Consider the following 20174-nt stretch of genomic DNA (forward strand, 5'->3'; position numbering starts at 1 on the left):
TCATAGAAAAGTCATTGTTCATCAACCCTGACACAGATAAAAAGAGGTAGCAATGCAGAATTGGGGACAAGGTCCTTCCGGGGAAGACCTGGAGAAAAAGGTCATCGACATGACCAACCGCTTTAAAGAAAAAATGCAACTTGACCCGAAAAAGAGTATGCGGCCGATTCTCTTGATGGTGGCCGTGCTGGTGATCATTGTTGGCGTCTACAGCAGCATGTACGAAGTCAACACCGAAGAAACCGGAGTGGTTCTGCGGTTCGGCAAGTTTGCAAGCTTCTCCGAACCGGGATTGCATTTCAAGGTACCTTTCGGGATTGATCAGGTTTATCTGGTGCCGACCGGGCGGGTGCTCAAGGAAGAATTTGGTTTCCGGTCTGCCGAATCGGGCGTCCGTCCCGCTCTTTCCGCACGGGGAATGGAGGAGGAATCCTTGACTTTGACTGGAGATTTGAACGTCAGTGATATCCAGTGGATTGTCCAATACCAGATTCGTGACCCCTATAAGTATGTTTTCACAATCCACGATCCAGTCGGTACGATCCGCGATGTTTCCGAAGCCATGGTGCGACGGGCGGTGGGCAATGCCAATGTGACGGAGGTTCTCACCACCGAACGGGTGTCCCTGGCACTGGAAGTTGAGGAGTCGCTGCAGGAAACCCTCGATTACTACGATATTGGTGTGCGTATCGTGACTGTCCGTTTTCAGGATGTGACCCCGCCCGATCCGGTTAAGGGGGCCTTCAACGAGGTCAACGAAGCCGAGCAACAAAAAGAGAGTCTGATCCTGGAAGCGCGTGCCCAGTTTAATAAGGAAGTTCCTCGTGCCCGCGGGGAAGCCCAGAGAGCACTGCAGGAGGCCGAAGGTTATGCCGTTGAGCGGGTTAATCGCGCGCGCGGTGAAACCAACCGTTTTCTGGCTCTGCTCACCGAATACAAACGCGCCCCTGAGGTGACCCGCCAGCGGATTTTCATCGAAACCATGGAGCAGGTTCTGCCGCAGCTCGATGAAACCTACATCATGGATGACATTAATGGTGGTGCGCTACCCCTGCTGCCCCTGCGCAAAATCACAGAAGGAGCCGCACGATGAAAAACGGATTATTAGTAGTTGTCATTCTGGCCGCCATTCTCATCGGCCAGGACGCTTTTTATACGGTAAATGAAGCTGAACAGGTGGTCATTACCCAGTTCGGTGATCCGGTACGTACCGTCACCGATGCCGGATTGAACTTTAAAATGCCATTTGTCCAGAACGTCAACCGCTTTGAAAAACGCATCCTCAAGTGGGACGGTGACCCTAATCAGATTCCGACCAAGGACATGCGTTTTATCTGGGTCAATACCACTGCCCGCTGGCGGATTACCGACCCGCTGGTGTTTTATCGAACGGTTTTCAATATTCAGGGGGGGTTAAGCCGCCTCGACAACATCCTCGATTCAGTAGTGCGCGATGCGGTCTCCAGTCACCTGCTGGCGGAGCTGGTGCGTGGCAGTGATTACCAGGCCGATGCGGATGAGGCCTTCGAGGTCGACGGCGAAGCAATCGGGGCGGATGAAATGATCGGCCGCGAAACCATCATCCGCGATGTTCTTGCCCGCGCCAGTTCCAGTACCCCGGCTTATGGAATTGAACTGGTCGACATCCAGATCAAACGTATCAACTACGTTGAACAGGTCCGTGAGCGTGTTTATGAACGGATGATCAATGAGCGTAAACAGGTGGCGGCGCGCTATCGTTCGGAAGGTGAAGGGGAAAAAGCCAATATTCTTGGTGAGATGGATCTGGAGCTGCAGCAAATCCGCTCCGAAGCTCATCGTAAGGTTCTGGAAGTACGCGGTAACGCCGACGCCGCGGCCGCTTCCATTTACGCCGAAGCCTATAATCAGGATAAAGAGCTCTATGCCTTTTTACGGACCATGGAATCCTATCAGAAAACCCTGACCAAAAACGGTAAACTGGTGATTTCAGCCGATTCCGATTATTATAAATATCTGCGTACGCGCGATGCCGGTTTTTAGCCTGTAGGGTTAATCATAATGCCTGACCCGCCGCCGTATCAGTTTTTGCTGGTCGGCGGCGTTTTTTTATTCAAGTCTCGACAGTCTGCAATTGCATAAAAAAAGATCCGCCGCCTATTCATCAGAGTAAGAAAAATCCTATGCCCGAAATGATTGTCACCACCACCGAAGCCGGATTGTCGCTTGATAGCTTTCTTCAGCAGCGGCTTGCAGCAGCTCCTGGAGCTTATCTGCGCAAGTTGATAAAAGACGGAAAAATTCGCCGCAGTAACGACATGGATGCCGCACTGACAGTGGGGGAACGTATTCTGCTGCCGGACAGCGACCGTCTTCTCGCTCTGCTGGCGCAGAGTGAGAAGCTGGCCCTTACCATTTTGTGTGAGACAGAACAGCTACTGATCCTTGACAAGCCGTCCGGATTGGCGACCCATGCCGGACAGGGACACGAGGTGGATAACCTCACCGCCCGGGTGGCCGATTTACTCAAACGCCGCAGGGAGCATTTTATGGCGGCCCCGATTCAACGCCTTGATCGTGAAACGTCCGGGGTCGTGCTGTTCGGCAAGGGGAAGAAAAGCTGTTCGGTGCTGGGCAAAATGATGATGAATGCACCGGTCGGTAAAACCTATCTGGCGCTGGTTAAAGGCAAAATCATCACTGGCGGCATGCTGAACGATGAGATACCGGCCAAGGGGAAGCTCAAAACTGCAGTTACCAGCTACCAGGTGCTGGCGGCCAATGACACTGCCTCTTTGCTGCAGATTGAACTTCAGACCGGGCGCCAGCACCAGATCCGCCGCCAGTTTCGGCAGATTGGACATCCACTTTTTGGCGACCGGCGTTTTGGCGGTCCTTGCCCCGACAGCCTGCCTCGGCTGTTTCTTCATTGTCAGCAGATAGCGTTCATCGATCCTTTTACTGATGTCCCCGTGCTGATCACATCATCGTTACCGCAGGATCTGACAAGTTTTCTGGAAGTCTCGGGGCTTGCCCTTAGCTGATCAGCTCAAAATTGTTGCTGTCGGCAGAATATCCGGACAGTGTGCCCGCTTGCAGATCAAAATACCAGCCGTGCAGAGCCAGGCTGCGCTTTTCGACACGCTCTCTGAGCCACGGGAAGGTCATCAGGTTTTCGAGGGAGACCAATATAGCGGCCCTTTCGCACGCCCCAATCTGCATTTCCAATGGTTTCTCAGGCAGTTCTGCCAGGACCTTGTCTTTTGCATTCTGGGCAATGCCGACCCAGTTGCCGATAAATGAGTGGTTACCGCAACCGCAGACGCCCTCCATTAACCCCTTGATGCCGCCACACTGAGAGTGCCCCATGATGATAATGTTATCGACCTCAAGATGGCAGACGGCAAATTCAAGGGCGGCACTGACACCGTGATGCCCCGCGTCCGGTTCGCAGGGAGGAACCAGGTTGGCAACGTTGCGGACAACAAACAGGTCGCCCGGATGACTGTCGGTGAGAAAGAGGGGATCGACGCGTGAATCGCTACAGGCGATCACCATCGTACACGGGGATTGCCCTTTTTTCAGCCGATCAAAAAGACCGGCATCCGGTCCCAACCAATCCTTCTGAAAACGCTTGAATCCGGATATGAACTTGTTAACGTCCCGCATGGATATTCTCCTTTTTTAATCAAAAGCAGGACCTGATGTCCTGTAGCTTGCTGAGCTAACCTGAAGGAATACAGGCGTCAGAATTCAGAATTTGTTGGCGCCAGGACGATGCCCTGAATTTTTTCTGGATTCCGGATGTCAATCCTCGCAATTTGTGACGGCGTTTATCAGGTCGACTTCAAGGCCGCCAGTGCCTCGTCTGCCGTCTGATCATAACGCTGTCGTTCCTGCTCGGCCAACTTTTCCAGGGCGGCATCAATAGCAGGATATTTCAGCGCCAGAATGCGTGCAGCCAGGATCGCTGCGTTACGGGAACCATCAACCGCAACGGTCGCTACCGGTACCCCGGGTGGCATTTGAACGGTAGAAAGAAGACTGTCCCAACCGGAGAGGGGGCCGTTACCAAGGGGCAGCCCGATGACGGGAAGGCGGGTATGCCCGGCAATCACCCCGGCCAGGTGGGCTGCGACTCCCGCACAGCCGATCAGGACCTGCACTCCTTCTTTGTGGGCACGGTCAAGATAGGCGAAGACCTTGTCGGGGGTGCGGTGTGCTGAAGCGACCACAATTTCGCTGCGGATGCCGAGCTCATCCAGAGTGTCACGGACCTTTACCACTTTCGGCAGGTCGTTGGGACTGCCGGTCAGGATACCGACCAGGATGGTGTCATGAGGTGTTGTGTTTGAGCTGATCGCTGTCATTTGCTGTTTCTCCTGTCGCTGTTGGTCTGACGGCCGTTACCTGCCGCTCAGGTGTATTGACGAAATAAAAAAAGGGCTGTCAATGCCGATAAAGCAACAACAGCCCCGTTGAGATTAAACCCCGCGTAAAAGTGGTCTTTAATCTGACTTAGAGTTTTCTATGTTTTTTCAGCACGAGAAGCGCTCACTTTGTGATTTCAACTAAAGTGATGTGCATACAGCTTGTCTATACGACCTTCTGCATCCCCTGTTGATTGACAAAACAAAATAGTGGGTGAAGGTTGAAAGGTCAAGGATATTTTCAGCCCTGCGGGTTACCTGGTAAATCCGGTACTTCTGCCAGAGAAAAAACAATCAGTCGCTCACCGGTTACGGTGCTCAGATCGGTGTGCAGACTGATAACCGGAACGCCGACAACATCTTTGACAATCGCATCCAGCATCGGTCGCCCTTTTTCCAGCAGGGCGTGACGCATCCGTTTAATCAACTCTCGCCCGTTGCTGGCATCGTTCGACTCGGCGAGCTGGCGCTCTGCTCTGGTTAAAACCCCTTTTAACCTGATAATAATCAGGTCATCAATAATGTAGGTTTTGGTCTCCAACGGTCCGCGCCCCATGTATTCTTTTTCGAAGCGAATGATGGCATCGCTGATCTCCCCTTCGAGCTGTCCTTTGGTTTTTATCATCTTCTTGGTACCCTTTTTTAAACCCATAAAGTCGATTCTCAATAACCAGGGCACGTAGATCAGGACCCTGGCCGGCGTTATCCTGTCTTACGATCCAATCCCCGATATTGAATTGCCTCGCTGAGATGAATCCGGTCGATCTGATCGCATCCGGCCAGATCGGCAATGGTTCGTGCCAGTTTGAGAATGCGGGTGTAGCTGCGGGCGGAGAGACCAAGCTTGTCGGTCACCTGTTCCAGCAGGGCATCGCCGTGTTCATCGAGTTTGCAGAAGCGGCGGATATGACGCGCCTGCATCTGGCTGTTGGCGTGGAGGCCGAAAGGGGCAAGACGTCTGCGCTGGTGATCACGGGCGTGGTTGACCCGCTCGCGGATGGCGCTGGAAGCTTCGCCGGCTTGAATGTCAGTGAGGTCTTTGTGGGTGACGCGGGGGACGTCGACGTGCAGGTCGATGCGGTCAAGCAGGGGGCCGGAGAGTTTGCTGCGGTAGCGCTGCAGCAGCGGCGTGGTGCAGGTGCAATCGTGCACCGTGTCTCCTGAAAAACCGCAAGGACAGGGGTTCATGGCAGCAACCAGCATAAAGTCGGCCGGATAGGTTAAACTCAAGGCCGCACGACTGATGCAGACCTGGCCGTCTTCCAGTGGTTGTCGCAGCATCTCGAGGACGTTCTTTTTGAACTCGGGAAATTCGTCCAAAAACAGGATACCCCGATGGGCCAGGGAGACCTCACCGGGACGCGGGTAGGTGCCGCCGCCAATCAGTCCGGCATCGGAAATGGTGTGATGAGGGGATCTGAAGGGTCGTCGGCGCACCAAGGCATTGTTGCGAGACAGCAGGCCGGCGACGGAATGAATTTTGGTGGTTTCCAGGGCCTCCTCAAATGAGAAGTCCGGGAGGATGGTCGGCAGGCGGCGGGCCAGCATGGTCTTGCCACTGCCCGGCGGGCCGCTCATCAGGATGTTATGTGCCCCTGCAGCTGCCACCTCGAGCGCGCGTTTTACATGTTCCTGGCCGCGGACTTCGGAAAAATCTTCTCCGTCGGCAGATTGAATATGGGCCGATGCGTCCGGTGAGACGGCAAACCGAACAGCTTCTTTTTCGCCGTTGATCAGACCCACAGCTTCTGCCAGATCGCGCACCGGATAGATGGCAGGCCCGGCAACGACGGCACCTTCTTCGGCATTATCTGTTGGCAAGATCAGCGCCAGATCGCCCCAGTCACGGGCGACGACGGCAATCGGAAGAACCCCGCGCACCGGCTTGACCTGCCCGTCGAGGGACAGTTCACCTAAAAGGAGAAATTTTTCCAGGCGTTCGGCATTGACAACCCCGGTAGCGGCCAGCAAGCCGATGGCGATAGGAAGATCAAAGGCGGCACCATCCTTGCGGATGTCGGCAGGGGCGAGATTGATAGTGATACGCCTGGCAGGGAACTCATAACCGGAATTCTTGATGGCTGACTTGACCCGGTCCTTGCTTTCCTTGACCGCGCCCTCAGGCAGGCCGACCGTAGCGAATTGCGGCAATCCCTGGGCGATATCGACCTCGACAGTGACCGGATAGGCGTTGATGCCGATCAGGGCACCGGATGTGACTTTAGCGAGCATGTTCCCCCTCCTGCTCTGACAGCTCCTGAATGCAAATCATGGAAACTGTCACATGGCTCAGCTGGAATGTTTGAGTTCATCGATGTATTTTTCCGCCATGATGGCGGCAACGGCACCGTCACCAACGGCGGTGGATACCTGCTTCAGGACCGTGGTACGGCAATCGCCGGCGGCATAGATGCCCGGGATATTGGTGATGGTATCTTCGCCGCAGCGAATATATCCGTCCTCATCCATGGCCAGCATCCCCTTAACAAAGCCGGTGGTCGGGGTGACGCCGATGGCAACAAACATCCCATTGATGTCAATCTGACGGTTGTCGCCGCTTTTCATGTCGCGCAAGATCGCGCCTGTCAGGCCACTGTTGTCGGAGACAAAATCTTCGACGACGGAATTCCATACCATCTCAATCTTATCGTTGGCAAAAATGCGATCCTGGAGAATTTTGGTGGCGCGTAGTTGGTCGCGGCGATGTATCATGTAGACTTTGCTGGCGAAACGGGTCAAAAACAGGACTTCTTCAGCAGCGGTATCACCGCCACCGATCACAGCGATAGGCTGGTTTCGAAAAAAAGCGCCGTCACAGGTGGCACAATAGGAAACTCCTTTACCGACCAGGGCGGCTTCGCCATCGATTCCCAGCTTGCGTGGAATAACCCCGGTCGTGATGATGACCGCCTTGCAGGTCATTTCCTTGCCATCGACCAGCAGGGTTTTAAAGTCACCCTTGTCGATGATCTTTTCGACAGTGCCGTAGGCGGTTTCCAGACCAAATTCAACGCAGTGTTCCTGAAAGCGCATCATCAGTTCCGGTCCCTCAATGCCGCCGGGATAGCCGGGCCAGTTTTCAACCAGGGTGGTGGTCATCATCTGGCCACCAAGGATCATTTTTTCAATCATCAGAGATTTCAGGCAAGCGCGTGATGCGTACAGACCGGCAGTCATTCCTGCCGGCCCGCCGCCAATAATAATAACATCATAATCGGTGGTGCTCATAATAATCTTTGACTCCTTCAGGCGATTCATTCATGTAATACCAGGGCGAATTCTCGCATAATTATGGTGAAAATGGAATAGCTTGCAGCCAGACAATTCCGTTGCGTATGATGTGATCTGCTCGGCGATGTTGAGTTTTTCTTATGGCGGGAGGCAACAGTTTGAAATTTTTCCGTTTTATTTTGTGGGTGATGTTGACCCTGGGACTGGTTGTGGTAGTCGATCAACTGATGATAAAGCGCCGCTTTGCCACTCCCGTACTGAAGGAAACTCAGGCGTTTTATCATGATTTTCGTTCGCGGTTACTGACCCTGGGACGTACTGATGACCTCAATGACCGCATTGGTGATACCATTGAGGCGCAAAAAGATACGTCCGATGAGGATGCTTTGGTGCGCTATCTCTATGTTGACGCTGCCGGCGTGCTGCATTTTGCCGACAGCCTCAACGAGGTGCCACCGGCCTATCGCCAGGGTGCTCAACGGCTGGCGGACTGAGGTGGAATCTTATGAAGAACCTGCGCCGGCACTTTTCCGGCATCCTGTCGACAGACGATCATCTGGACCGCAGCTGCCGGGATATTCCGCCTGAATCTTGCCATCAGGTGGTGCGTAATCTGCACGCCAATACCGCCAATGGTGCGGCATCAAAACTGGCCGAGCAGATTGCCGGTCCCAATCTGGTTCTCCCCTGGCTGTTCCATATTATCGGCGCGCCGGTCTGGTTGTTTGGTTTTCTCATGCCGATCAAGCAGACCTTCTCACTGCTGCCGCAGCTGATGGTTGCCGGACAGATTCGTCGTTTGCCGGTACGCAAGTGGGTCTGGGTCGGCTGTGGGCTGGTGCAGGCGCTGTGTCTGATGCTGATGATTCCGGTAGCCCTGTGGTTGCCACCGGCCGGTGCCGGGATGGTCCTGTTATTGCTGTTGATCGTTTTCAGTAGCGCCAGTGGCGCGGCCTCGGTGGCTTTTCAGGATGTGCTGGGCAAAACCGTTGACCAGGGTCAGCGCGGAAAATTGCTGGCGCGGCGGGCATTCTACGGGGGGATTCTGACGGTGGTTGCCGGTCTGCTGTTGAATCGCTATCGTGACGCTCAGGATAATTTGAGCACGGTGCTGTTTCTGTTGCTGGCGGCGGCGGTATTGTGGGGAGTAGCGGCCCTGTTTTTTGCCCTGGTCCGTGAGTTTCCCGGTGCGGTGGCGGGGGGGCGCAATGCCATTGGAGAGGTGCGTGCCGGTTTCGACCTGATGCGGCGTGAGCCCGGCTTTGCCCTTTTCTTGCAGGCACGTGGCCTGTTATTGGCGATCGAACTGGCAACCCCCTTCTATGTGCTGCATGCCGGTCAGGTTCTCGATCTGTCGGCAACCCAGATCGGCACCCTGGTTGTAGCTATTGGTGCAGCGCAGATTATCAGTAGCCCGTTCTGGGGGAAGCTGGCGGATCGCACCAGTCGCAAGGTGATGGCGTTAAGCGCGGTGATTGGTGCGGTGTCGGCCTTTCTGGCATTAACGCTGGTTCTGGTACCGGCAGAGGTGCGGTCGGCTGGATATGCTCTGGTGTTTGTATTGATCGGCCTGGCCGAAGCGGGGGTGCGGTTGGGGCGTAAAACCTATCTGGTGGATGCCACACCCCACAACGAACGCGCCACCTACACCGCTTTCAGCAACAGTCTGGTCGGTGTCGTTGCGCTGCTCAGTGGCCTCACCGGTGTGATTGCCCATCAGTTCGGAGCCGCGACCATGCTGGTGGTTCTGCTGTTGCTCATGCTTGCTGCTTATGGGGCCTGCCGTCGGATGCCGGAAGCGGCGATGATGCGGGACTGAGAGCTGAAGGCCGGCTCCGGGATGATCAGGGAGTGCCGTAAATATCGGCGCGGCGATCATGCAGAATCTTGATCTGATCGCGATAGGTCTGCATTTCAGCGAAATCACAATCAGCGATCAGCTCAGCATCCTCTTCTGCGGCCTCCGCAAGGATCGTTCCCAGCGGTGAAATGATGCGACTGAGGCCACAAAAGTCCAGTTTCCCCTGCACCCGGCAGCAGTTGGCGGCAACCACAAAGAGCTGGTTTTCTATTGCCCTGGCACGTAACAGGGTCTGCCAGTGCTCCCCTCGTGGCTTTGGCCATTCCGCCGGGACGCAGATGATTTCGGCACCTTCCAGAGCAAGCTTGCGGAAGAGCTCAGGAAAACGCAGGTCGTAGCAGATGGCAACGCCGATTCTGCCCGCAGAGGTCGCGACCACCAGGCTCCGGCTGCCCGAGCCGAGGTGTCGGTCCTCACCCATAGCGGAAAAAAGATGAAGTTTGCGGTAGCTGCCGACGACTTTTCCCTGATCGATGACATAAGCCGTATTGTAGATCTTGCCGTCGCTCAACTCCGGCAGGCTGCCGACAGTGACCAGACCCAGTTGTGCGCATAGTTGTTGCATCTCTTTGACAATCTCGGGGGTGCGCTGCGCCAAGGTGGAAAGGTGGCGATAGTCGTAGCCGGTGCTCCACATCTCAGGCAGGACGGCTAACTGAACGTTGGCGGAAGCTACCCGCCGCAGGGCGGAAGCGGCCTGTCTGCGGTTACTGTCGATGTTTCCCAGATCGATGTTGAACTGAATGGCGGCGCAGCGCAGTTGTTTCATGAGAGAATCTCCCCGGCCCGGATAGAAAGTCGTTTTATTGTTAATGGAGATATTGAGAATCAGTAATGCCCCAATTCTCCATGGTGATTTGATGGAAATAGCCCATAGAGGCCATTTTTGGCCATTTATGCGTCGCTCTATAGTAGCGTTTTACAAACAGTGGTTTCGATAATTCTTGCTTTTGCTCCCTGAATTGAATACCTTTTTGAACGGTATTTTTTATACCATTGAATCGTCCTTGGTAACAAATGCAAAGCCAGACAGGATGAACTAATGAATCTTGCATTGATCCCTTTGCTCCCCTTGTTGGGGGCGCTTATCCCCTCCCTGTTTCGCAGTCGCAACCTGAATGCCTTAAGTGCTGGAGCTATCGCCGGTATTTCGATGCTGTTGCTGCTGCTGCAGGCACCGGCGGTGTTTGACGGCGGGATGCCGCTGGTGAGCTGGAGCTGGATTCCCGCTATTGGCCTGAATTTCGCGTTTAGGGTCAGCGGTTTCGGCTTCATGTTTGCTTTTTTGATCCTCGGTATTGGTTTGCTGATTGTCCTTTACGCGCGCTTTTATATTTCAGCTGATGACCCGATGGGGCGTTTTTATTCCTATCTGTTGCTATTTATGGGATCCATGCTGGGCATCGTACTGTCGGAAAATATCATCCTGCTGATGATGTTCTGGGAGTTGACCAGTATCAGTTCCTTTCTGCTCATCGGTTTCTGGAGTTATCGAACCGATGCCCGTGAGGGTGCACGCCAGGCTCTGGTGATCACCGGTGGTGGCGGCTTTGCGATGATTGCCGGGTTTATTCTGCTGGGTCATATTGTCGGCAGTTTTGAGCTGACAACGATTCTGGCCTCGAAAGAGATTCTTCATGCCCACCACCTCTATCCTGTCACCCTGATTTTGATCCTGCTTGGCGCCTTTACCAAGTCGGCACAGTTTCCGTTTCAGTTCTGGCTGCCCCACGCGATGGCGGCACCGACGCCGGTGAGTGCCTACCTCCACTCTGCAACCATGGTCAAGGCCGGGGTGTTCCTGCTGGCGTTACTGTTCCCGGTGCTTTCAGGCAGCTCCCTGTGGTTTTACATCGTTACTTCCGTTGGTCTGATCACCCTGATGTTTGCTGCCTATATGGCGATGTTCAAGGACGACCTTAAAGGATTGCTGGCCTATTCCACGGTCAGCCACCTCGGCCTGATTACTCTGCTGCTTGGGCTTGGCAGTCCTCTGGCGGCCTTTACCGCGGTCTTTCACATTCTCAATCACGCCACTTTCAAGGCCGGTTTGTTCCTGCTCGCCGGGATTATCGATCACGAAACCGGTACCCGCGATATGAAACGGCTGTCGGGTTTATGGAAGTACATGCCGATTACCGGTACCCTGACCATGTTGGGTTGTGCGGCAATGGCCGGCGTTCCTCTGTTCAACGGATTCTTGAGCAAGGAGATGTTCCTTGCTGAAACCCTGGAGCCCAACCTGTTCGGTTCTTTCAGCTGGATCGTGCCGGTGGGGGCGACCCTGGCGGCTATCTTTGCCGTAGCCTACTCGATCCGCATGGTACATGACGTTTTCTTCAAAGAGCCCTTTACCGATCTGCCGAAAAAGCCCCATGAGCCGCCCCGCGGCATGCGTTTGCCGGCGGAGGTGCTGATGGCTCTGTGTGTGCTGGTGGGTCTTTTCCCCATGACCCTGGCAGCGCCCATGGTCAATGTCGCGGCCGGAAGTATTCTTGGTGCCGCGACGCCCGATTACCATATTGCCATCTGGCACGGGGTCAATATGGCCCTGGCCATGAGTGTTATCGCTCTGGCGGGTGGCGCCATTTTCTATCTGCAGCGCCTGCGTCTGTTCGATTCCCATCGCTGGTGCATGCGCTATTGTGACGGCAAAGCGACCTTTGAAGCCCTTATCCGTTACGTGGTACAGGGCGGTAGAAAACTGACCGTACTGATGGAGAACGGATCCTTACAGCGTTACATTGCGCTATTGGTAGGAGCTGTCGTGGTCCTGGGCGCGAGTCCGTTTTTCGGATCGAACGCACCCTTCATCGGGCCTTTAGCTATGTCGACGGTCGATCCGGTGACGATGATCATGGGACTGGTGCTGATCATCTGTGCCGTGGCAACGGTAATCCATCATCGCAACCGGATTCTGGCGATCATCATGCTTGGTACCGTGGGTCTGATCGTCTCCTTGTCCTTTATTCGCTTCTCGGCACCGGATCTGGCCCTGACCCAGATTTCCGTCGAGGTGGTCACCATTATCCTCTTGATGATGGCTCTGAATCTGCTGCCGCGCACCACTCCGGTGGAATCGACAAATGTCCGACGCCTGCGTGATATTATCCTGTCAGTGGCGGCGGGCGGTGGCTGTACCGCGCTGATGATGGCGGTACTGACTCGCCCCTATGATACGATTGCCGGGTATTTTCTTGAAAACAGCAAGCCCGGTGGCGGCGGGACCAATGTGGTAAATGTTATTCTCGTCGATTTTCGTGGGTTTGATACCCTGGGTGAAATTACTGTGCTGGTGATTGCCGGCCTGATTATTTACGCCATGCTCCATAATTTTAATCTGCCCGCCCCCAGGACTGATGCGTTGGGACGGCCCTGGGTGCAGGATCGGTTTCCGATGATTCTGGCGCAGATTACCAGGCCACTGACGCCGCTGGCGCTGATGTTCGCCGTGTATATTTTCCTGCGTGGTCACAATGAGCCCGGTGGCGGTTTTATCGCCGGTTTGATCGTGGCTTCGGTGCTGATTCTTCAGTACATTTCCAGCGGGATTGTCTGGACGCGTCCCCGGTTGACTATCGATAATCACATTATTATGGCCTGGGGTCTGGTGATCGCGGTGTTGACCGGAGTCGGCAGCTGGGTGGTCGGTTATCCGTTTTTGACCAGCAGCTTCACCTATTTGAAATGGCCGCTGGTCGGGAAGTTTGAGGTCGCCAGTGCCATCGCCTTTGACCTCGGCGTGTTTCTGGCGGTGGTCGGATCGGTCATGCTGGTGCTGGTCAAGCTGGGATCGATGAACTCGAGAGATGCCGAAACGGTTTCCACCCGCGCCCAAAAAGACCAAGAAGAACAAAAAGGAGCACACTAAATGGAACTGCTGTTTTCATCCTGCCTGGGCGTCTTGATTGCCTGTGGAGTGTACCTGATGTTGCGTGCCCGAACCTTTCCTTTTGTGCTGGGGCTGACCCTGCTTGGCTATGCCGTCAACATGTTTCTGTTTGTCAGTGGGCGCCTCAAAACCAACCTGCCGGCGGTGATTTCCCCGGAGCAGCTGCAGTACACTGATCCTCTACCCCAGGCATTGGTGCTGACAGCCATTGTTATTGGTTTTGCCATGGTGGCTTTTGTTGTGGTGCTGGCACTACGCGCCAGCGGTGAGCTTGGCTCAGATCATGTTGACGGTCGCAAGGAGAACGAATCATGAACCATCTGATTGTCGCCCCCTTGTTGCTGCCGTTATTGATGGGGGCGATCATTGTCCTTGCGGTCAACCGCGGCATCACCCTGCACCGCAGCCTCGGGTTGATCAGCTCTGCGACGGTCACCCTGATAACCGGACTGCTGTTGTATCAGGCCATGACCGGGTCGATCCAGATGTATGTGCTCGGTGACTGGAGTCCACCCTTCGGCATCATCATGGTGCTCGATCGTTTAAGTGCGATGATGATTTTTATCACCTCCCTGCTGGCGTTTCTTTGCCTGCTGTACGCGGTGAAAGGCACCGATGAACAGGGGAAAAACTTTCACGCGTTGTTCCAGTTTCAATTGCTTGGCATCAACGGCGCTTTTCTGACCGGTGATATTTTCAACCTCTTTGTCTTTTTTGAAGTCATGCTGTTGTCCTCCTATGGACTGGTCCTTCATGGTGGCGGTGCCCGGCGCACCAAAGCCGGTATGCATTACGTGATGCTCAATCTGGTCGGCTCCAGCGTGTTTCTGATCGGGGTGGGTATCCTTTATGGTCTGCTCGGCTCGCTCAATATGGCGGATATGGCGATGCGCCTGGCCAGTGCGCCGGCTGACAATGCTGCCTTGCTGCAGGCCGGTGGGTTGATTCTGTTCGGAGTGTTCGCCCTCAAGGCGGCACTGCTGCCCCTCTATTTCTGGCTGCCCAACGCCTACGGTTTTACCAGTGCGCCGGTCGCCGCCTTGTTCGCGGTCATGACCAAGGTCGGAGTTTACGTGATTCTACGCGTCTATACCCTGATTTTTGGTGACCATGCCGGCGTGGCAGCCAATGTGCTGGTGCCCTGGTTGTTGCCGGTCGCCCTGGTGACGTTGGTCGCCGGCTCCATCGGCGTTGTCGCCAGCCGTGATCTGCGCCGAACCATCGCTTATATGGTGCTGGTGTCGGTGGGAACCCTGTTGTCGGTCATTGGTACCTTCAGCTCCGATGCCATTGCGGCCGCCATCGTTTATCTTCCTCACACTACGTTTATGACCGCAGCCATGTTTCTGGTCGCTGACATGATCTCCCGGCAGCGCCTGGATGCGGGTACGGCCTTGACTCCTGATCGGCCGGTTGGGCAGGAACGGTTGCTGGGGCTGTTGTTTTTAGGCGCCGCGGTAGCCATTGGCGGGCTGCCGCCGTTAAGTGGCTTTACCGCCAAGGTGATGATGCTGATGGGGGTCCAATCCCATGCTGCAGCGCCATGGATCTGGGCGCTGGTGCTGATCGGTAGTCTACTGGGACTGATTGCCCTCGGACGCGCCGGCAGTGTGATCTTCTGGAAAACCCTTCCTCTTGATGACAGCGGGGTCGGCGCCTTTACCAAAGAACCCCACGCCGATATTCCTCGCTATGGCGTTGGCTATGCCCTCCCGGTATTGATTCTTCTGGTGATCAGCCCGCTCCTGGTGTTGTTCGGCGGCCCCTTAAGTGATTTCGGTTACGCTGTCGCCGCTCAGGTCAGCCAGCCAATACATTATATTGAAGCAGTACTTGGCAGTGATGCCGTTGCTGCGTTGCTGTCGGCAGGAGGTCACTAATGCAGGATAATCGTTGGGTTCCCCATCCGTTAATGAGTATTACGCTGATTATCCTGTGGCTGCTGCTGAACAATACTTTTTCCTTTGGTCACATTCTTCTTGGTACCCTGCTCGGGATCATGATCCCCTGGTTTACCAACCGCTTCTGGCCGGAGCGACCCCGGATCTGCAAGCGACGTTTGTTTTTGAAGTTTTTTTTCGGAACATTTTTATACGATGTGGTGGTAGCCAACCTCAACGTGGTACGCTTGATTTTACAGCCTGATATTTCCAGGTTACAGCCAAAGTTTATTGAAGTTCCCCTTGATACGGATGACCCGCTGGTGATTTCTCTTCTCGCCAACGTTATTTCCATGACCCCGGGAACCGTATCGACAGAAATTACCGCCGACAACAAAACCCTGATTGTTCACGGCCTCAACGTCCCGGATGAGCAGGCTGCCGTCGCTGAGATCAAATCGCGTTATGAAGCCACCCTCAAGGAGATCTTCACATGCTGAACATCGCCCTGATTATCGCGTTCGTTTTTATGACCCTGGCCCAGTTGCTGAACCTTTATCGCCTGTTTAAGGGACCGAGTCTGCCGGATCGGATTCTGGCACTGGATACCATGTATATCAACGCGTTAGCCCTGTTTGTGTTGTTGGGGATCTATTTTGATACGGCAACCTACTTTGAAGCAGCGTTGATTATCGCCGTGATGGGTTTTATCAGCACCGTAGCAACCAGTAAATATCTGATGCGCGGCGATATTGTCGAATAAGTTGAGGAGTATGACATGATTATTGTCGAGATCCTGGTCTCTTTCTTTTTGATTCTCGGGGCCTTTTTCGCACTTGCCGGGTCTATCGGCCTGTTCCGGTTGCGGGATTTTTTTACCCGTCTGCATGGCCCTACCAAGGCAACCACCCTGGGCGTTGGTTGTCTGGCCATTGCCTCGGCGATCTATTTTACTTTCCATAAAGAAGGGGTCAGTCTGCACGAAGTGTTGATTACTCTCTTTCTGTTTATCACCGCTCCGGTCAGTGCCCATTTTCTCGCCAAAGCGGCACGTCATCAACGCCTGCACGAGGATAAAGATCATCCTGACGCGTGATGGGTTTTTACATTGATTGAATCGATGGCAGCCGCAATGACTACTTAAGTGATTGCGGCTGTTTTCTTATAAGGGCGACCAGAGATAAGTGACTTCTCGCTTGCTGTCGAGCAGACCCTGAGCAAGGGCTTTTTTTTTCGTAACCATCTTGTCAACCAAATCATCGCTTAAACGTTACCATTAGTATCTTGATCTTATCGCTGCACTGTTGTCGAATGTACTGACAGCAAGGGTGTTCACCTCCGGCCGGATTCGATGAGTGCAGGCAGCCTATGGAAAATTTCTTGAAATCGATTGAGGCCAGGGCTTATCGAATGGCTCTTTATGGCAGCGGTCAGCAGTCGGAGGCTCTGGATCTGGTTCAGGAAAGCATGCTTCGTTTTGTTGAAAAATATGCCGACAAGCCACGCGAAGAGTGGCCGGCCCTTTTTTTCAGGGTATTACAGAATCAGATTCGTGATTTTCATCGCCGTCAAAATGTCCGAAAACGCTGGATGCCCTGGTTCTCGGGGACCACTGAAGAAAACGACTGGCAGCTGAATCATGCTGATTCATTTGAGCCTGATCCGGAGCAGAATCTCCTTATGAGTTCGGCATTGAAGCAACTGCAGAAAGAATTGATGAAGCTGCCTGTGCGTCAGCAACAAACCTTTTTGTTGCGCGCCTGGGAAGGGTTAAGTGTCGCGGATACGGCAATTGCTATGAAGTGTTCGCAGGGGGCCGTGAAAACACATTATTTCAGGGCGCTGGAGCGTTTGCGGCAGCGCCTGGGAGATTTTTGGCCATGACTCACGATACGGACAATTTGGTCAGAAAAATAAGGGAAGCTCTTGATGAATCCCTGCATGATATTGACAGTAATACCTTGGCACAACTTAAGCGGGCGCGACAGCATGCCTTAACCAGGCAAAACCAGCGGCCCATTTATTATCCATGGGTGCGCTGGGGGATCGTCCCTGCAACTGTCCTGGTGCTGGTACTGTTGATGAATCCGTGGGACACTGAGCAGCCGGAACCAAAAATATCTGTAGCCGATTTAGCCCTGTTTGCGGACGCGGATAATATGGATTTTTTTGCTGAAGAGCTCGAATTCTACCAGTGGTTGCTGGAGATTGATGAGAATGAGAAGGAAGATCATAACCTGCATCGCCCTGATGTCTCTCATGATCGTAGCCCAAACCTTGTTTGCGGCACCGGAGGATCAATTGCCGGATGATCAATTGCCACAGCAGGAAATAATAGAGTTTCTGGGCTTGTTCAGCGACAGTGAGGGGGTGTGGCATGATCCCTTCACTATCCCCGATGTTGACCCGGGACTGCTATTACCGCCTGCTGAAGAGGAGATGGCCGATGAATGAACACAGGAGTTTGGCCATGCGCTGTGGGTGGATAGCGATATGGGTATACCTTTTTGTCTTCAGCTCGGCGGCGATTGCGGCGCTGCCCTTTTCGACATTGAGTCCCGAAGAGCAGAAGATCCTCGCCCCATATGCCCAGAATTGGGCCTTGTTGTCTGATGAGAAACAGCAACAGCTTCAGACGGGTGCCAGAACCTGGCAACGGATGACGGCAGAGGAACGTCAGCAGGCGCGCAAGCAGTTAGAGGTCTGGAAGCAGTTAACACCCGATCAACAAGAGGTGATTCGCCAGCGTTTCGACCGATTTCAACAGTTAAGCCCGGAACATCGGCAACGTTTGCGGCATGTGCGGCAGGAATACCTTGAGCTGCCGGAGGCAAGCCGCGAGCGTTTACGGCAGGACTGGCAGCGCCTGGATGATCAGCAGCGGGAAGCGCTGCGTCAACGGCTGTTGCAAACGGAACAGGGCGCAGATGATGTGGGAGGTGACATTGCGCCCCAGGCACCTCATTCGTGGGATTTCCACTCGGGTCCTGCGCAAGACTCTTACCGCGGAACTCCCCGGAAATCAGAGCAGAGAGGTCGGCGTTGAATGCTCAGCTGCAGATCTGCCAACAGAAAAAATTGTCAACCAATCACTTGTAAATCCGTTGATCGTTGCAGAGGGGTAATTCGGTCACGAAAGGATAAAAAAATGAAAAAGAGCAATCGTGTAGTTTTGGTATGGATGGTTGTTGCCTGTTTATCTGTGCCGGTGCTGGCAGCCCCCGGAGGTGGTCGTGGCGGTGGCGGAGTTGGCTCTGCAGGAACCGCCGGAGTGTCGCGAGCAATGCCGCAGCGGATTGAGCAAAAGCAGCAGATGCAACAGCAGCGAGTGGAACAGAATCGGGAAATGAGGCAACAGCGGGTTGAGCCGAATCAGGAAATGCAACAGCACCGGGTTGAGCAAAATCAGTCAGCACAAAAGCAGTTGCGGGAAGAACGCCGCGCTCTCGACGGGGAACAGCTGCAGGAGCGTTCACAGTTGCGGGTCCGGGACCCCCAGCAGCCACTTGCTCCTTCGTTGAATGAGTAGCAAAGGATTCTTTGGTAGTACAGTCTGTTAAGATTGCATGCAGAATAGTCATGGGGCCAGGGTGAGTTTCACCCCTGGCCCCATGACTATTTGGGTATTTGGTTTTCATGCTATGGTGCCGTCTAACAGGTCTGATATTTTTGAGCTGCCGATAAAGGATTGATTGTCAGTGAGTTCTCTATATTTCCATATTCCCTTTTGTCTTCAGCGCTGCCGTTATTGCGATTTTTTCTCAACTACAGCCGGCCCTGGCGAGCGTGAAGACTATGTGGGCCTGCTGTGCCGGCATCTGAAGCTTATCTCTGGCGACGAAGCGGTTGGCAGCGGATTGAATACCATCTACTTTGGCGGAGGTACCCCTTCGTTGCTCACGGCCGAGCAGTTAATACTGTTGCTGACGACCTGTCATGACCTGTTTGGCCTCAACACCACAACGGAAATCACCCTTGAAGTTAATCCCGGAACATTCACGGGTAATTATCTTCAACAGGCTCGTCAGGTCGGTGTTAATCGTTTGTCCATCGGTATTCAGTCTTTTGATGCCCGGCAACTGCAGCAACTCGGGCGCTGTCACGATGGTGAACAGGCGCGCGCTGCCGTGACCCGCGCTCGTGCCGCCGGATTCGACAACATCAGCCTGGATCTGATGTTTGCCCTGCCGGGGCAGAGCCGCGATGGGTTGGACCGGGAGATCGACCAGTTATTGCAGCTGGAGCCAGAACACATTTCGGTTTACGGACTGACCATTGAGGAAGGAACCGAGTTTCATCGCTGGCATGATCAGGGTCGACTCGAAGTAACTGATGAGGAGGAATACGCCAGACAGTATGAGCTGTTGAGCACACGCTTTACCGCCGCCGGTTACGAACACTATGAGGTGTCGAACTTTGCCCGCCCCGGACGCCGCTGTCAGCATAATCAGCGCTACTGGCAGCGGCGCAGCTGTCTGGCCGTTGGTGCGGGGGCTCACAGCTTTGTCGCATCCGGTTATGGCGCACGTCGGCATGTGCCGGCCGATCTGGCGCGGTATCGCCACCTCCTTGAGACCGAAGCAGACCCTGCTGAATTGCTTGAGAAGTTTGACCGTCGTGCGGCGATGGTCGAGACGGCTTATCTCGCCCTGCGCACCAGTGATGGTGTTGATCTGGCTGCTTTTGAGCAGCATTTTGGCGAATCATTTCAGCGTGCTTTTCCTGCCGCCCTTGCTCGGTTACATGAGTCGCTGGTCTTCAGCGCTGGGCGAGTTGTCCTGCTGCCACGGCATTGGCTGATTTACGATCATCTGATCGCGTCCTTTTTTTAAAGCGTCCTTGCATCGTGACCAACGCTTTGCCCGGTTAGATCTTGACAAAGGGTATAAGCGTTGTTAGTC

The 20174-nt window shown here is 54.2% G+C and carries 24 protein-coding genes; 17 read left to right on the forward strand and 7 right to left on the reverse strand.

What is annotated here, in order from left to right:
• Window positions 1-52: 52 nt before the first annotated feature.
• The 3 genes from hflK to AC1931_RS05670 all read left to right on the forward strand — a co-directional run bounded on the left by hflK (window position 53) and on the right by AC1931_RS05670 (window position 3023).
• Complete coding sequence (gene hflK / locus AC1931_RS05660) at window positions 53-1093, forward strand: FtsH protease activity modulator HflK (RefSeq protein ID WP_483876274.1); 1041 nt, start codon at window positions 53-55, stop codon at window positions 1091-1093.
• On the forward strand, window positions 1090-2022 hold the full coding sequence (gene hflC / locus AC1931_RS05665) for a protease modulator HflC (protein WP_483876275.1): 933 nt from the start codon (window positions 1090-1092) through the stop codon (window positions 2020-2022). Before hflK ends, hflC begins: the two co-directional genes overlap by 4 nt.
• A 140-nt stretch (window positions 2023-2162) precedes the next feature.
• Complete coding sequence (locus AC1931_RS05670; protein ID WP_483876276.1) at window positions 2163-3023, forward strand: RluA family pseudouridine synthase; 861 nt, start codon at window positions 2163-2165, stop codon at window positions 3021-3023.
• Here AC1931_RS05670 and AC1931_RS05675 read toward each other — a convergent pair.
• The 5 genes from AC1931_RS05675 to trxB all read right to left on the reverse strand — a co-directional run bounded on the left by AC1931_RS05675 (window position 3016) and on the right by trxB (window position 7637).
• On the reverse strand, window positions 3016-3648 hold the full coding sequence (locus AC1931_RS05675; RefSeq protein ID WP_483876277.1) for a carbonic anhydrase: 633 nt from the start codon (window positions 3646-3648) through the stop codon (window positions 3016-3018). The two genes, AC1931_RS05670 and AC1931_RS05675, sit on opposite strands and share 8 nt — an antisense overlap.
• A 167-nt stretch (window positions 3649-3815) precedes the next feature.
• Entirely contained in the window at window positions 3816-4349 is a 534-nt protein-coding gene (purE, locus tag AC1931_RS05680; protein WP_483876278.1) for a 5-(carboxyamino)imidazole ribonucleotide mutase, read from the reverse strand.
• Between the two features lie 301 nt (window positions 4350-4650).
• The gene (locus AC1931_RS05685) at window positions 4651-5034 is read right to left on the reverse strand and encodes a Na-translocating system protein MpsC family protein (protein WP_483876279.1); all 384 of its coding nucleotides are present in this window, start codon (window positions 5032-5034) and stop codon (window positions 4651-4653) included.
• 77 nt (window positions 5035-5111) lie between these two features.
• On the reverse strand, window positions 5112-6641 hold the full coding sequence (locus AC1931_RS05690; RefSeq protein ID WP_483876280.1) for a YifB family Mg chelatase-like AAA ATPase: 1530 nt from the start codon (window positions 6639-6641) through the stop codon (window positions 5112-5114).
• A 57-nt stretch (window positions 6642-6698) separates the two neighbouring features.
• A complete protein-coding gene (gene trxB / locus AC1931_RS05695; protein ID WP_483876281.1) occupies window positions 6699-7637 on the reverse strand; it encodes a thioredoxin-disulfide reductase in 939 nt (312 codons plus the stop codon).
• 161 nt (window positions 7638-7798) lie between these two features.
• On the opposite strand from trxB, the gene AC1931_RS05700 reads away from it, so the two are divergent.
• Together AC1931_RS05700 and AC1931_RS05705 are read left to right on the forward strand one after the other, a co-directional pair.
• Window positions 7799-8134 carry a hypothetical protein gene (locus tag AC1931_RS05700; RefSeq protein WP_483876282.1) on the forward strand — a complete coding sequence of 112 codons (336 nt, stop codon included), beginning with the start codon at window positions 7799-7801 and terminating at the stop codon, window positions 8132-8134.
• An 11-nt stretch (window positions 8135-8145) separates the two neighbouring features.
• The gene (locus AC1931_RS05705; RefSeq protein WP_483876283.1) at window positions 8146-9459 is read left to right on the forward strand and encodes an MFS transporter; all 1314 of its coding nucleotides are present in this window, start codon (window positions 8146-8148) and stop codon (window positions 9457-9459) included.
• Between the two features lie 25 nt (window positions 9460-9484).
• Here AC1931_RS05705 and AC1931_RS05710 read toward each other — a convergent pair whose 3' ends face one another.
• On the reverse strand, window positions 9485-10270 hold the full coding sequence (locus AC1931_RS05710; RefSeq protein ID WP_483876284.1) for a carbon-nitrogen family hydrolase: 786 nt from the start codon (window positions 10268-10270) through the stop codon (window positions 9485-9487).
• A 40-nt stretch (window positions 10271-10310) separates the two neighbouring features.
• Window positions 10311-10556, reverse strand: coding sequence for a hypothetical protein (locus AC1931_RS05715; RefSeq protein ID WP_483876285.1), 246 nt, complete (start codon window positions 10554-10556; stop codon window positions 10311-10313).
• Here AC1931_RS05715 and AC1931_RS05720 point away from each other — a divergent pair.
• From AC1931_RS05720 to hemW, 12 genes are all read left to right on the forward strand, one after another.
• Complete coding sequence (locus AC1931_RS05720) at window positions 10544-13372, forward strand: monovalent cation/H+ antiporter subunit A (protein WP_483876286.1); 2829 nt, start codon at window positions 10544-10546, stop codon at window positions 13370-13372. The genes AC1931_RS05715 and AC1931_RS05720 overlap by 13 nt on opposite strands.
• The gene (locus AC1931_RS05725; protein ID WP_483876287.1) at window positions 13373-13708 is read left to right on the forward strand and encodes a Na+/H+ antiporter subunit C; all 336 of its coding nucleotides are present in this window, start codon (window positions 13373-13375) and stop codon (window positions 13706-13708) included. It abuts the gene before it with no gap.
• Window positions 13705-15273, forward strand: coding sequence for a monovalent cation/H+ antiporter subunit D (locus AC1931_RS05730; RefSeq protein ID WP_483876288.1), 1569 nt, complete (start codon window positions 13705-13707; stop codon window positions 15271-15273). Before AC1931_RS05725 ends, AC1931_RS05730 begins: the two co-directional genes overlap by 4 nt.
• Window positions 15273-15773, forward strand: coding sequence for a Na+/H+ antiporter subunit E (locus tag AC1931_RS05735; protein ID WP_483876289.1), 501 nt, complete (start codon window positions 15273-15275; stop codon window positions 15771-15773). The genes AC1931_RS05730 and AC1931_RS05735 overlap by 1 nt, the downstream gene beginning before the upstream one ends.
• On the forward strand, window positions 15767-16036 hold the full coding sequence (locus AC1931_RS05740; protein ID WP_483876290.1) for a K+/H+ antiporter subunit F: 270 nt from the start codon (window positions 15767-15769) through the stop codon (window positions 16034-16036). The genes AC1931_RS05735 and AC1931_RS05740 overlap by 7 nt, the downstream gene beginning before the upstream one ends.
• Before the next feature lie 15 nt (window positions 16037-16051).
• Window positions 16052-16369 (forward strand): Na+/H+ antiporter subunit G, encoded by a 318-nt coding sequence (locus AC1931_RS05745; protein ID WP_483876291.1) that lies wholly within the window; start codon window positions 16052-16054, stop codon window positions 16367-16369.
• 272 nt (window positions 16370-16641) lie between these two features.
• Window positions 16642-17157, forward strand: coding sequence for an RNA polymerase sigma factor (locus AC1931_RS05750; RefSeq protein WP_483876292.1), 516 nt, complete (start codon window positions 16642-16644; stop codon window positions 17155-17157).
• Window positions 17154-17585: a DUF3619 family protein gene (locus AC1931_RS05755; RefSeq protein ID WP_483876293.1), complete on the forward strand. Its 432-nt coding sequence runs from the start codon at window positions 17154-17156 to the stop codon at window positions 17583-17585. The genes AC1931_RS05750 and AC1931_RS05755 overlap by 4 nt, the downstream gene beginning before the upstream one ends.
• Complete coding sequence (locus tag AC1931_RS05760; RefSeq protein ID WP_483876294.1) at window positions 17575-17727, forward strand: hypothetical protein; 153 nt, start codon at window positions 17575-17577, stop codon at window positions 17725-17727. Before AC1931_RS05755 ends, AC1931_RS05760 begins: the two co-directional genes overlap by 11 nt.
• A complete protein-coding gene (locus AC1931_RS05765; protein ID WP_483876295.1) occupies window positions 17720-18319 on the forward strand; it encodes a DUF3106 domain-containing protein in 600 nt (199 codons plus the stop codon). Before AC1931_RS05760 ends, AC1931_RS05765 begins: the two co-directional genes overlap by 8 nt.
• Before the next feature lie 102 nt (window positions 18320-18421).
• A complete protein-coding gene (locus AC1931_RS05770; RefSeq protein ID WP_483876296.1) occupies window positions 18422-18802 on the forward strand; it encodes a hypothetical protein in 381 nt (126 codons plus the stop codon).
• Between the two features lie 169 nt (window positions 18803-18971).
• Entirely contained in the window at window positions 18972-20105 is a 1134-nt protein-coding gene (gene hemW, locus AC1931_RS05775; RefSeq protein WP_483876297.1) for a radical SAM family heme chaperone HemW, read from the forward strand.
• Window positions 20106-20174: the final 69 nt, after the last annotated feature.

It is taken from the genome of Pelovirga sp. C15f, assembly GCF_057178085.1.